This is a genomic window from Shewanella basaltis (assembly GCF_023283885.1).
In the GTDB taxonomy this organism is placed as follows: Bacteria; Pseudomonadota; Gammaproteobacteria; order Enterobacterales; family Shewanellaceae; genus Shewanella; species Shewanella basaltis.
Window position 1 is genome coordinate 111,804 of the sequence record NZ_JAKILA010000008.1, and the last position, 13,906, is coordinate 125,709.

The following is a 13,906-nucleotide window of genomic DNA, read 5'->3' on the forward strand; positions in this document are numbered from 1 at the left end:
ACATTAAAAATCCTGTATGGCTCTAACCAAAAAGGATGATCTATTTGTGCTAAGTTCACTTTCTAATAAAGGGGAGAATTTATCACTTTGAGTCATCTTCCCCCCATAACCGCCAAGCTAAACCGGAGGCTCGTGAGGTGGCTTGCTGGCTAGCTTTTTCAAATATGCTTGCGCTGCCTAGGCAATAAAAGTGGTTTTTGGCACGGGTTATTGCAGTGTAGAGCAGCTCTTTTGTGAGCAGTTGCCATTGTGACAGGCTAGGGCGCATTGGCAGTACAAAACTGACTTGATCAAATTCGCTGCCTTGGCTTTTGTGCACCGTCATGGCGAAGCAGGTTTCGTGGCTGGGTAGTCGTGCGGGCAATACTTTTAATAAGCTGCCATCTGCCATCACAAAATGCGCCATTAAGCGATCGGGCTTACTGCTGTCTTGTAATATTAAGCCGATATCGCCATTAAACAGCCCAAGATTATAGTCATTACTTTGAATAATGATGGGACGACCAAGGTAAAATTCGCCTTGAGCGCTAATTAATTTAGCCTGTTTTAGGCTTTCGGTCATCGCAATGTTGATGCCCTCAACGCCAAATTCACCGGCGCGCATGGCACACAAAATTCGATATTGATTAAAGCTGTCGATGATGGCTTGTTCGCTATGTGGCAGTGCGATAGCATCAGCGCCATTGGTATTGATAATGGCTTGCTGATTGTCCTGTATTTGCTGTAAATATTGGCCATAGGCGTTGACCGACATTGCTAACAGTTGTTGTTTACCTAAGTTTTCTGCTTGGGCATTGGGTGTGTGTTCAAACCAATTTAGCTCAGCATGATTACTTTGCCACACTTGGCGAATGGCTGAAATATTGCCACGGTTTACCGCGTTGGCTAAGAGACCGATACCTGCATCACCTTTAAATCGGTGGCTGTGCATTAACATGCAGAGGCTGTCACCAATTTGTGGCTGAGGATGAACAAACTGGCTGACGTCTTGACCTGTTAAGAGGGTAATTTTTTCAGATTGCGTGGCACTGTATCGCATCGACCAGGGTGACGGTGCGTGAGGTGAGGTTTGTTTTAACCCAACACAGATGTCGGCTAATACAGCACCTGCTTCAACCGAGGCGAGCTGGTCTTGGTCGCCTAGCAATATTAATCTGCCATGGGGTGGCAGGGCGCTGAGAAGCTTATACATCATGGGTAAATCGACCATTGAGGCTTCGTCAACAACCAGTAAGTCTAGTCGCAGGGGGTTGTGCTGATGGTGCCTAAATTGGTGCGAATTTGGGATCACCCCAAGTAGCCTGTGTAAGGTGGATGCCTCTTCGGGGATCTGCGTGAGCGCATTCATCAGTACAGCGGTAATTCTTGTCTTGGGCTGTTGGGTTAATTCGCTGAGCAAGCGTTGTTTAGAGGCTTTAATCGACTCACTTAGGCGTGCCGCAGCTTTCCCTGTGGGAGCCACTAGGCGAATGGTTAAACTCGATTGTGTCAACAATAACAGCAATAACTTAGTTACGGTGGTGGTTTTACCAGTACCTGGACCGCCGGTAATCACAGCCAGTGCGTTAATTAATGCTGTTGCGGTAGCTATTTTTTGCCAGTCAAATGCTTGCTGTTCGGTCGTGTTTGCCTTAAATAGACTGTTTAGTAATTGCGGTAATTGGCTTTGGCTTAGGTCTATATTGACAGGTTGCTTTGCCAATTGGCTGAGCTTATTGGCCACCTGGGTTTCAAAAAAGTGGTATTTATTTAAGTACAAACGGCCGTGTTCTAAAATGAGTGGTTTATTTTCACCGGCGGCACCCACCGCATCGAATTGACCAATATGCTCAATGAGCTGATGGTGGCTTATTGTAATTTGGCAATTGACTTGCTGTTGTCTATGGCTTTCTTCTGCCATAGGGTTGGCTAAGTTTATTTGCTCAATCACTAAACAACTGTGTTGATTTGATAATTGTTGGCTGAGCAAGGCACACACCAATAAAAATAACGATGATGACCCATTATCAACCTGTTCTGATGGGGTTGCGATAGATTCAATGTGTGCTAACTCGAGTGCAAAATGACGATCAAGCGGCGTTATTAAGCGTTGTGTTTGCCATTGTTTAAGGAGCTCACCGATAGGATGTGTCAGCATTAACATGATGAAGCCTCCTGGGCTGGATTGATGTCTTGCCCACAAAATAGCGTGTCGAGTTGCTCAATTAATGCTTGGGGTGGTTTATCAAAAAACACACCACTACCGGGGTATTCTGGGCTCATGCCGCGTAAAAATAAGTAATAACAGCCGCCCAGGTGTTGCTGGTAATCATAACCGGGTAAGCGTAAACGTAAATAACGATGTAATGCCAGGGTATACAAGATGTACTGCAAGTTATAGCGGTGGCTATTAATGGCTTGTGCCATGGCGCTTTCGCTATAGTCGCTAAACTTGTCGCCAAGGTGGTTAGATTTATAATCGGCAATGTAAAATCGGCCTTGGTGTTCAAAGGTTAAGTCAATAAAGCCTTTGAGCATGCCTTGCAAGGTGTCAAAATCTAGCCCGGCAACATAACCATGTTGTTGTAAAATGCGATTTAGCTGCTGCGCATCTAATCTTGATATGGGTAAGTAAAACTCCATTTCGACCATTTTTTGTTGAGTGTTTAACTGCAACAAGCTTAGGGCGTCAGGCTGGTGAGTTGCTGTTTGATGCTTAGCTAATGGTGCGGCCAATATGTGCTGATACCATTGGGTTAGCGGTTCAAGCCATGTGGCTTCGTCAATGCCATATTGCTTCATGGCTTTGTGTAGTGCGCCAGCAAGTTCGGTGTCTGCTTGGGTAAAATCAAATAGCTCTAACACTAGGTGCATAAAGCTACCTGCGTTGGCGCCCCGTTCGAAACTAAAACGGTCAAGTGCGGGTTGGTCTAGTATTTCATCTTGTAACTGTAATTGCTGTAGTTCATCACTAAAGTCTTCATCGTCGGCACCTGGGGCAACACGTTCATGGGGTAAGTGTTTTACTAAGCCTGAATAGCTGCCAACGCGCCATGCTAGGCTTTGTTGGCGGGTAACTTGCTTTGCACTTAGCTCAATGTCGTTATCATCAACGCTGGTCAGTATGCTGGTGTCAATGTTGTCATTGACTTGTGTCACGCTGATTGCATCGAGTGTGGCGATTTGTTTCACTTTGTGTTTGATAAGATTAAAGTCAGCATTTTTATCGGTTATGCCCAATAAGTAGCCAATGCCAGTTTCGTGCAACTGGCTGCTGATGCCTGCTTTTAAGATTTTGCTTTGGTTGGCGATATACAAGTAGCACACGTAAACCGGGCGGGTTAACGCTACGTATAGCAGGCGTAAATCTTCGGCGAGAATTTCTTGTTTTAATTGCTCCCAGCCTTCATCGGTTGCGTCTATATCCCACACTAACTGCTCACCTTGGTGATAAAGCATTGGCGAAGGGCGCTTGCTACTGTTTCTGGCTAGGCTGATAAACGGCACAAAGCACACCGGATACTCTAGCCCTTTGCTTTTGTGTATTGTGACTATTTGCACCAGGTTTTGCTCGCTCTCTAAGCGCAATTGTTGTTCATCGCTACTGTGGGTGCTAATCAGTTGTTGCTCGTACCAATTGATTAAGGCGCTACTGCCGTCAAGTTCTGTTGCCTTCTGCTGCAATAATTCCGCTAGATGCCTAAAGTCGGTAAGACGACGCTCTCCAGAGCCCTTGCTGTGAGTAAGCTCGTCGCTGTCATCGGTACCTGTGGTGCTGATCATTTTGTCAGTTTGCGACTGAGATAAATAACGATGGATTAATTGAGTTTCGCTCGCAAAATTAAGCAGTGCCGGCATGATGCCGCGTTGTAACCAGAGTTCATGCCAATGGATAAATTGGCTCAATACCTGTTGGCGTTGCTCTTCATCCTGATTGAATTGATGAATTTGCAGTGCGCTATAGCCGACAAGCTCAGTGGCTAGTGCAGCTCGGATGGCCCGCTCATTTTTTGGGGTTGCCAGAGCGTGCAATAAAATAGCCATTTCACGGGCTTCAAGGGTGGTAAAAACGCTGTCGCGACTGAGAAATACCGCACCAATGTTCCTAGCTGACAGTTCTGCCTGCATAATGGCCGCTTCGTTACGGTCACGCACTAATACGGCAATGTGCTTGGCTATGAGCGGTTCACCATGTTTGTTTTGTGCCGATTGTATGTAGCAATTGCCTTGTTGTGACTCAGTGAGCAGGCGTTTAATTTCACTGGCGGCATCGGCCGCCAGTATTTGCCTTGCTGTGGTTTTATTGAGTCCCTGCTCGCTGTCTTCGCTTAACAGTTTAATTCTTAATGCATCTGTTCGGGCTGTGGCTTCGGTTAGCACTTTATTGGCTGCAGAGGCTGGGGTTGTGACATTATCAAAAGGTATTTCACTGTTAATAAATGGATTGCTGTGCTGGCTGAATAATTGGTTAACTCCGGCCACCAATGATGCAGAAGAGCGGTAATTGGTTTCCAAGTTATAGTGTGCTTGGGTTTGCTGGCGTGCAGCGATATAAGTATAAATATCTGCGCCCCTAAAGGCGTAAATAGCCTGTTTAGGATCGCCAATCATTAATAAACTGAGCTTGCCAGTGGCGTGGTCCTGGTGTGGTTCGAGTTCAAGTTGTGATGCTAATGGTTGCTGATAAACCTGATTAAAAATAGCAAATTGCAGCGGGTCGGTATCTTGAAATTCATCAATGAGTGCAACCGGAAAACGTTTCGCGATTGCCTGACCTAATGTTTGTGGGTTTTGACTTAATGCCATGGCGAGACTGAGTAATAAGTCGTCGGGCGTCATTAAGTTACGTTGCTGTTTTTGCCCAGCAAAACGTTGGCGGATCCCGTCACGTGCGCGCACTAAAAATGATGGGATTAACTGAGTAATGAGCTCAAGTAATGTGTCGATATGCTCCAGTAAGGGAGCTTCAGCGCTGCTTGGTAGTACGCCGCCTTTGTTGAGTTTAAGGTCGGATAATGCTATTTGCTCTAGGGCTTTAATCGGTGGTAAACCTTGGCCGAAGCTGATCCAATTACTGATGTCGTCAAACACTTTGGCAAGTTTAGGGTAACCGTCACTTGCTTTACCAAAACGCTGGCCATTGAGAGGTAACTTATGCAGCAATGCTAACGTGTCGTTGTGCTTGGCTCGCCATAATAACGTAAAGCGATTTAGACATATGCTTAACTCTGCGCTGAGTTTATCAAATGCCAGTGGCTGCTTTGAGAGCAAGGCCTGGCTTGCGCCAAGTAACGGACGTAAACTTTGTGCCAGCGCGTCGGGTTCGGCAAATTTATCGCTAATGGCTTGCGCTAAAAAGGGAGGCAATGGATAACAGACTTCGCGCCAAAAATCGCGTACCGCATGGTGTAAAAATTCGCTGTCATCTAGAGTAAACTCAGACTCAAATAACAGTGAAGATTCAAAAGCCATGTCGGATAATATGCGCTGACAAAAACCATGAATGGTAAAAATGGCGGCTTCGTCTAACGACTTTAACGCTAAATCTAGGCGGCGCAGCGCGATAGGACGCTCATCTTCGCTAATCTCTTGATACAACTGTTCAATAAAGGGATCGTCAGTGGCTAACCCTAAAAAGCGTTTAAAGGCCAGGTTAATCCGTTTACGGATCCTATCGCGCAGTTCTTCTGTGGCGGCGTTGGTAAAAGTTACCACCAAAATTTGCTCGCAACTGAGTGGCATAGTGCCGCCATGGCCCAGTAATAAACGTAAATACAACCCAGATATGGTGTAAGTTTTACCGGTACCGGCGCTGGCTTCAATTAAACTTGAGCCTGCAAAAGGCAGGGTTAATGCGTTTAACGGGGTGACCTTGTTGCTGGTGATTTGCTTCATTCTTCGGCCCCTGGTTTCGCGCGCGTGATGCTGATTACCTCTGCCGATGTTGTCATATTAGGCACGGCACTGTCAGAGACAAAGCGTTCAAGCTCTGCCAGTTTACCTTTGTGATACAGACTTATCATGGGGGCTAATAAATGTTCGACTAACTGGCCAAAATGTTGCTGGCTAAAATCTTCAGGAAAATGGAATAAACGCTGATTGTGCGGGTCAAAAGCTTCGCCAAATTGTGTTTGGCCATCGTCCCATTTTGCTTTTGCTTTAAGCAGTTTATCTTCGTGCTCACCGTCCGCTTCGGCATAGGCAAAGGCGGTTTTAGGCATAAAACACAGAGGTTGGCGCTGACCTTGAATAAAGCACACAATAAAGCGCATCAGTTGTGCACGTGCTTGCTCGGCGGTGATGGGGGCAAAAGCATGAAAATGACCAATGTCGAGTAAGTAACTGTAGCCTTGTTTGGCGTTATGTTGTTCAGTTGGCGAAGCTTTATCAGCCATGGCATTGAGGCATAAATGGCGTAAATATACTCTAACAAAGTCGCGGCCATGGGCGGTGCCCGGGCGATAATTAACCAGGCCTTTTGGCAAGATATCGTCGATGCGGCCAACCAAATTAACTCGAATGTTGGGGGTGTTAGCTTCAGTGTCTGACTTGAGATTTAAGTCAAAGTCGAGGTCGACACTCACAGTGTGCATGGGTTGCTCGTCTTGCAAAAACTGCACCCGGTTAATTAATGGCATGATGTCGCGTTGATATTGGGCTAATAAAATATTATCAAACGGTGCCATGGGCAGCTCGCCGCTGGCTTTGAGGCGATTAATGAGTATGTCGTTTGGTAAGCTAAGTTTGTTTTCGATGGCGTTATCTACCATCGATAATTGCAGTATAAAGCGCTCTAGGGCATTGAGGCTAAATGGTTCATCGTTATCGTCTGCTTGAATATCTAATGATAAATCCACTTTTAAACTGCGGTTAAAAAAGAACTGCGCAGGGTTGCGATAAAAGCGGATTAGTGATGACAGCTCTAATTCGACCACTTTAATGCCTTGGTTATCAATATAACTATGAGCAAACACTTCGTCTGCTTGTTCTGCCGATAAAGGCAATGGTTGATTAAAGAATGGCATACTAATCGATCCTTGTTTAGCAGGTGGGCACCATTGTGCATTGTAACTTTGCTGTAATGGTTTAGTGCTTTTATCAACATCAGCGCGAAACAATTTAATGTCAAACGGTTGTAACGGCTGTGTTTGAATGAGTTGCTGTAAAACGAGTTTGTCAGCATCACTGGCCATAATGTCGCCAGATTGTGCTTGTTGGCATTTAAGTGCTGATGGCAGGTAGCTTAGCTGACAATATTCAACTAGTTCCGACACCAACATGGATGGGATGCGTTCAGCATTGTCGCGTTCACTGTGACCAACATAGCTGATATACAATTGCTGGCGAGCAGACAATAAGGCTTCTAAAAATAGATAGCGGTCGTCTAATCGACGCGAACGGTCACCTTTTTTAGGGCCGAAGTGGGCCATTAAATCAAACCCAATAGGATGCTGAACTCGTGGATACACGCCATCATTCATGCCTAATAAGCAAACAATCTTAAAGGGGATAGATCGCATGGGCATTAACGTACAAAAGTTAATACTACCAGCAAGATAGCGTTGTCCTACGCGCGATTCAGTTAGGCGTTGATTAAACCATTGCTTCATGACTTCGATATTTACTTGGCCCTGATGACCGGCATTGTCCAGTTCGGTCTCGAGCACCACTAACGCATCGCGAATGGCTTGAATTTGCTCGCGCTCCTCTTCATTAGCGTCATAGCAATCAACCAACAGTTGTTGCAATTGAGCTAAGCGCTCATGGGTATGGCACTCTTTGGCAAATAGTGCGTAATAGGTGTCGAGGGTTTCTAAAAAATTTAGCAGTTTACCAAGTGCCTGTGATGACTGGCCTTCGATACCTTGCACGGTTAATGCACCGTGATATATGTCTGCTTGATCATTAAAGGCATATCCGAGAATTAAGCGTTTAATGCCAAAAGCCCATGAGTTTTGTGCAAATGGTAATACGCCTAATTGAGTGCGGGTGTGTTCATCGCGGCCCCAACGTACGTTAGCGTCGTCTAGCCAACGGCGGATCAGTGATAACTCGTCATCATCGAGCTCAAAACGACGTAAAATCGCGGGCACTTCTAAAATGCTCATGATGTCGGTTAATGCGAAACGACTTTGATTAATATTTAAAAGATTTAAAAAACTGTTAATCAGTGGCGATTCTTGTGCTGCGCCTCGGTCTGCTATGGCGTAGGGGAGGTAGTAATCACCTTTTTGTGGACTTTTGTCAGCAAAATATTGGCTGTTAGCGGTACCAAAAACGGCATCAATAAACGGGGCGTACGCTGCAACATCGGGCATCATCACCACAATATCTTTTGGGCGTAAGCTATTGTCGTTTGAGAGGAGTTCGAGCAAATGATCGTGCAGGGTTTCGACTTCTCTTAATGCGCTGTGACAACTTCGTAGGGTAATGGAGTCATCATTTGGGGTCAGCTCTCGGCGAGCGTCAAGGTTTTGATATATATCGGCATCAGGCCCTAATGGCTGGCCTAATGTTTCCATTTGTAATATGTCGTATTGCACACCGTGTAGTAAGTTGTTTGGCTCAGGCTCAATATAGCAATCGTAGCCAAAGTCGGTATGTTCTGGTGGCAGGCTTAACATCAAATCCAGCAGCTCTCGACCCATTTGGCCATTGTTAGCCAGCAACGGATTACCTACTTCTAGCTTGTCTTCCCAGCCTGGTTCAAGTTGTTTTTTATTGGCGTATTGCAATGCCATTCTGGCGCGGGCTTTGGGCTCAATAATATCACCCCAATAGTGTTGGCATGGGCTTAAAGACAACATGATGACGTCAATACGCGATGCTAAATGATAAAGCACCTCTAAGGTTTGTGGTGGCATTGACGATATGCCAAATACATATAGCCTTGGGGGCAGGGATGATAAATCGCTCGCTGGATTTTTTAGTGCTGCGAGTAAGTCTGCGTGCAAGTTTGCTCGATGATAATGGCTTGCTTGCAACTGGTTACGATTGTAGTCAACTAATGCGCGCCACAAGATGGGTTGCCAGCGCTGGTTATCGTCTAATTCTAGTCGTTTATCGATTTGGCTTAATGGCTGGTTTTGCTCCCATGCTAAAATCCATTCTGGGCGATAGACTAAGTACTGGTCAAAAATATCAGCTACGCGACCACATAATTGAAACAGCTTAATGGCTTCATGGGTGCTGTCATGGCGTGCTGATGTTTGGTTTGCCTCAAGATTATTGTCGCGATTGCCCTCAGCGCTGTCATCTTGGGTTAGCTGCGGTGTTAAATATTGTTTTAGCGGGCTAAAGTCGCTGTTATCTAACAAGCTGGGTAATAAATCCATGAGTTTCCAGGTCATGGCTGCTTTTGTAAAAGCGTTGTCTTTAGGGACATTAGGCAACAACTGATGGCACAGTTGCCATGTAAAGCTAGAAGGTAAAGGAAAGGTTAGCGCAGCAGCAATGCCATTGTGCTTTGCCACCTCTAAACGTAACCATGTCGACATGCCCGGGCTTTGTACCAGTACATGCTCACCACTTAATACGCTCGTGCTATCTGAGCTAATCGCGAGCAGTTTAGCTAACTGCTGCGACAACACTTCCATTTGATTTGATTGAATTAAGGTAAGCATGGGCAACTCGCTGATTTGACATTAATTCATTCTATGGCTTCAATGGTTTTCCATCAATCAAAACTGATCATTGATACAACTAATTGCTGCTCAACTGCGCAATAAACGCAGCCGTAGTGTGCGATATAAGCGCATAAATTGCTGCATGTGTTGCCGAGTTTGAAGCGCTGTGAGTGGCTGATATTTAAGTGCCATATACGCAGTGCTTAATGCCATAAACTCCCTGGCAATTGCAGGATGCTGTTGCGCTAGAGTCGTTTGAACATGATTGGCGAAGTCATGTGCTGCCTGACCTTGTGGGCGTGTTATTCCTTTTTTAGCTAAACGCTGGCAGATAAGGTTATAGCGTTTATTTAACGGATCGTCATTACGATTAATGCTAAACAAACCGGCATAATACCCAATGACTAAGGCAATAATGATAAAGCTTAATATCATCATTAAGGCGATTTTACTGCTGGTGACATCCCCTAGCAGTTTTGATAACACCTGCTGTTTACGTTCTTCATCAAAGCCCAGTACCCACACGCTCCAATAGTAATCGAGGCTAGACAATTGCTGACGTAACTCATTAAGCCATGGGTATTGCTTCATTCGGAGTGGGCTAAAAGGACTGTCTTGTAAGTAGCTGCTTTGGCTGTCGAATGTGGCGTCAAAACCATCCAAAATACGTTGTGGCGCAATCATGGCGGTTGGGTCAAATCGTTGCCACCCTTGGCCTTCTAACCACACTTCTGTCCAGGCATGTGCCATGTATTGATAAACGCTGTAATAGCCTGCTTGCGGATTATATTCACCTCCCTGATAACCGGTGACCATACGAGCCGGTATGCCGCTTGCTCTGGCCATAAATACCAATGCAGAGGCGTAATGAGCACAAAATCCGGCGCGATTTTCAAATAAAAAATCATCGATTTGCTGCTCGCCGACGCTCGGTGGGCTTAGGGTGTAGTAATAGGCTTGCTCGGCAAAGTAATTCATCATGGCGTTAATACGTGTTTGCGGATCTGGATAGTCTTGTGCAAACCGCTGTGCTAAGGCTTGTGTTTTGAGGTTACTGTTAGGTGGCAAGGCTAAATTAAGCTGTTTGGTGTTGTCTTTTAGAGTGAGCTCCATGATGTTGTTTGGGTACGAAACCACCCGATAGCTCATACGCTGGTCGATTGGCCGCAGTGAATACAAGCGGTAGTCGGGTAATTCGACGATTTGATTATTGTCACTAAAGGCTTCATCGAGCCCATAAAGCCATTTTTGATGGCTTGGTTCGCTGATCACCATGTATTCAATTTTACGGTTATTTGCTGTTACAACGGCCTGTTCACGTTGTGGTTTTTGAAAGTAAGCTTGGCGTTGTATGGTTTTAATGCTCTGATCTTGGCGCCATGTTTTACCGTCGTAGTTTTCCATCACTAAGGTACGCCAATACAAGTCCTGGTTGGCCGGGCCTAAAGTTGAGCCATCAGGGTTTTCAAACCCGACTCGAAAAGCCAGCTCGGCTGAACGAGTTAATTTATTGATGTCACCAAACGACATTTCATCAGATAAACCAGTGGTGGCAGATTTAATGTTTGGAACCATCCACAATGGCCCTAAACGAGGAAACACCACAAATAAAAGTATGGCTAACGGCAGGCTGTGAAGCACCAACTTGACACTAAAACCAAGGTTGGCAATTTTGTTTGATTTATCTTGATAGACGCTCACTAAAATGCCGGTGTTAATGATCACCACGGCTAATAAATGCAAGGTGTTTAGCATGCTTTGTTGGTCGAGTAAGGTGAGGGCAATCAAAAAATACCCAACCAGCACAATGGCTTTAACATCTCGTTGCTCGCGCATTTCAATGTATTTAAGGGCGTAGCCCAATATGAGCAAATTGACTAATGCATTAAGCAAGCCAATTTCGGATGACACTAAGGCGAGTGTGGTTGCCGCGCCAACGGCTAAAGAGGTCACTAATAATTTAGGCGGTGCAGCCACTTTGCCAAGGTAAATTCCGACTCGCCATACAAAACAAATGGCACAAATCCCTATGCTCCACAGTGTGGCCTGTTGATAAAGTGGGCTTAATACCGCGACATTGGTTATTAATAACCAAAATAGGGTATTACGGCTGATAATGGCGTCAAAGTTATCTTTCATTATTTGACCTCAGCATTTTGGTTTGTTGAACTTGGGCTGAAGTTTGGATTGATGTTTGTATAAGCTTGATAAGTTGCGATGGCCGTTTGGCAAGCAATGCGATGAGCTTCGCCAGTGTGTTGATTGATGACAGTTTGCCCCAGTATTAAGCCAAAAATTTGCTGAGTTTGACTTAGTTTATCGACTTGCCAGGCGAGGCGACTGAGTTGTTGTTCAAGATCCTTACCACTGGTGTTTGCTAAGGTTAACCATACGGGTAATCCTTCAGGCTCGGCAAACTCTTTGGTCAACATGCCTTTATCTTGCGCCCATTGTTTCCACGCCACGTGTTTGAGCGACTCACCCTCGACATAGCTTCGTAACCCTTTGTATTCATCTACCCCTGGGCGAAGTTTTCCATGTTCATATTGACTGTCGTTGTCGCTTTGTTGGCTTGTAAGGAGGATGTCACATGCCTCAGGTTTGGCAAAAATCACATGATGAATATCAAGATCTACATAGGACCAGGCTCGGCACAACCCCAGTGGGAAGTTGGATGACACTTTAATACGGCCTGGATTTATGTAACCCCGTGTTGGGTGTGTAAATGGAACTGTTGCCAGGGTTTGTTGTTGCAACTGCTTAACACGCACATGACGTTGCTGGCTAAACTGCAAGCAAATTTGCTGGTGGCTAGTATCGTGGTATTTGTCACGACTATGACCCGTTAGCATAATGGGAAACACAGTATTGTCTCCAGCATAAGCGATAGGGGGATTAACGGCATTAAAGCTAAGTCCTGCAAGATTTTTATAACTGTAAATAATGCAGGTGTGGAATACACTGGCCAATAATAAACTTAATCCAATAACCAAATTGTTTTGGTAATTAGTGCCAAATAAATACAGCAGCACAATAAGCCCCATCCAAAACAAACCAAAGCCACTGGGCAGAATAAAAATGCTGCGGTGACTTAAGGTGATGTGCTTTTTTGGGGGTAAGCGCTTGCTAAGCCATCGGTCCCAGCGTTTGGCCATCGACCTGGGGATAAGCCGTTGCAACCACGACGGATTGTTATCACCTAACTGAGCTTTGTTGGCGTGTTGTGTGCTCATGTTAACCGTTGCCCTTTGGCATTAGCGAATGGGGTTCACACTGGCCAGGATAGTGTCAGACAGCGCCTGCCCCTGAAACTGGCTGCTACTGCGAATACGGTGCTCAGCAACGCAGGCAAATACTGCTTGAATATCTTCTGGCACCACATACTGGCGTTGATGAATAAATGCCCATGCTTTTGCTGCTTGCAGCAGTGCAATACTGGCCCTTGGCGACAAACCACTGGCAACGTCGTGTTGACGCGAAAAATCAACCAGAGCAATAAGGTAATTTAAAACCGCATCAGAGGCTGACACTTGCGCGACTTGTTGCTGGATGAGTAATAACTCTTGTGGAGTAATACATTGGGGCAATGCCGTTTTTTTTGTTGCTTGTGTGTGGGTTTTCAGCATGGCTAATTCGGCGTCATGGCTTGGGTAGCCAATCGATATTCGCATCATAAACCGGTCGAGTTGTGACTCAGGTAAGGGAAACGTACCGGCCTGATCTAATGGGTTTTGAGTCGCAATAACAAAAAAAGGAGAACTTAAATAATGAGTAATGCCATCAATTGTGATTTGTTGCTCGGCCATGGCTTCAAGCAGGGCGCTTTGGGTTTTAGGGCTGGCACGGTTTATTTCATCGGCGAGCAGCATTTGGTTAAATACCGGCCCCTTATGAAACACAAACTGTTGTTGTTCTTTACTGTAAATCGACACCCCAAGAATGTCTGCAGGCAACATGTCGCTGGTAAACTGAATACGTTGATAACTGAGGCCTAGGCTGCTAGCAATGCCTTGAGATAAGCTGGTCTTACCCATACCGGGCAGATCTTCAATCAGTAAATGACCTTTAGCCAAAATACAGGTCACTGCAAGTTTAATTTGTTCAGGTTTACCCAGTAAGACACTGCCCAATTGTGTGAGTAAGGTTTCGATAGTTGATTGCGACACTTGCACTCCCAGTGTGTTGTCCTCGATGTAATGAGGTTATAGCGTGATACTCATTCTTATTAGCGTCAACTTCATTAAAAGCCATAATGCTAATGAGTTAAACATGATGGTATGTTGTACCATCATGTTGCTACG

The 13,906-nt window shown here is 45.4% G+C and carries 6 protein-coding genes; all 6 read right to left on the reverse strand.

Annotated elements, in window-relative coordinates; genetic code table 11:
* Positions 1-82: 82 nt before the first annotated feature.
* Entirely contained in the window at positions 83-2,143 is a 2,061-nt protein-coding gene (gene recD / locus L2703_RS08195; RefSeq protein ID WP_248970614.1) for an exodeoxyribonuclease V subunit alpha, read from the reverse strand.
* Positions 2,137-5,874: an exodeoxyribonuclease V subunit beta gene (recB, locus tag L2703_RS08200; protein WP_248970615.1), complete on the reverse strand. Its 3,738-nt coding sequence runs from the start codon at positions 5,872-5,874 to the stop codon at positions 2,137-2,139. The genes recD and recB overlap by 7 nt, the downstream gene beginning before the upstream one ends.
* Complete coding sequence (recC, locus tag L2703_RS08205) at positions 5,871-9,602, reverse strand: exodeoxyribonuclease V subunit gamma (RefSeq protein WP_248970616.1); 3,732 nt, start codon at positions 9,600-9,602, stop codon at positions 5,871-5,873. Before recC ends, recB begins: the two co-directional genes overlap by 4 nt.
* Positions 9,603-9,692: 90 nt before the next feature.
* Complete coding sequence (locus tag L2703_RS08210) at positions 9,693-11,744, reverse strand: transglutaminase TgpA family protein (RefSeq protein ID WP_248970617.1); 2,052 nt, start codon at positions 11,742-11,744, stop codon at positions 9,693-9,695.
* On the reverse strand, positions 11,744-12,838 hold the full coding sequence (locus L2703_RS08215; RefSeq protein ID WP_248970618.1) for a DUF58 domain-containing protein: 1,095 nt from the start codon (positions 12,836-12,838) through the stop codon (positions 11,744-11,746). The genes L2703_RS08210 and L2703_RS08215 overlap by 1 nt, the downstream gene beginning before the upstream one ends.
* Positions 12,839-12,859: 21 nt before the next feature.
* Positions 12,860-13,771 (reverse strand): AAA family ATPase, encoded by a 912-nt coding sequence (locus L2703_RS08220; protein ID WP_248970619.1) that lies wholly within the window; start codon positions 13,769-13,771, stop codon positions 12,860-12,862.
* Between the last annotated feature and the right edge of the window lie 135 nt (positions 13,772-13,906).

Bases quoted from the DNA above. Each gene is read 5' to 3' on its own strand.
- recD (WP_248970614.1), bottom strand. From the start codon at position 2,143: ATGTTAATGCTGACACATCCTATCGGTGAGCTCCTTAAACAATGGCAA.
- recB (WP_248970615.1), bottom strand. From the start codon at position 5,874: ATGAAGCAAATCACCAGCAACAAGGTCACCCCGTTAAACGCATTAACC.
- recC (WP_248970616.1), bottom strand. From the start codon at position 9,602: ATGCTTACCTTAATTCAATCAAATCAAATGGAAGTGTTGTCGCAGCAG.
- L2703_RS08210 (WP_248970617.1), bottom strand. From the start codon at position 11,744: ATGAAAGATAACTTTGACGCCATTATCAGCCGTAATACCCTATTTTGG.
- L2703_RS08215 (WP_248970618.1), bottom strand. From the start codon at position 12,838: ATGAGCACACAACACGCCAACAAAGCTCAGTTAGGTGATAACAATCCG.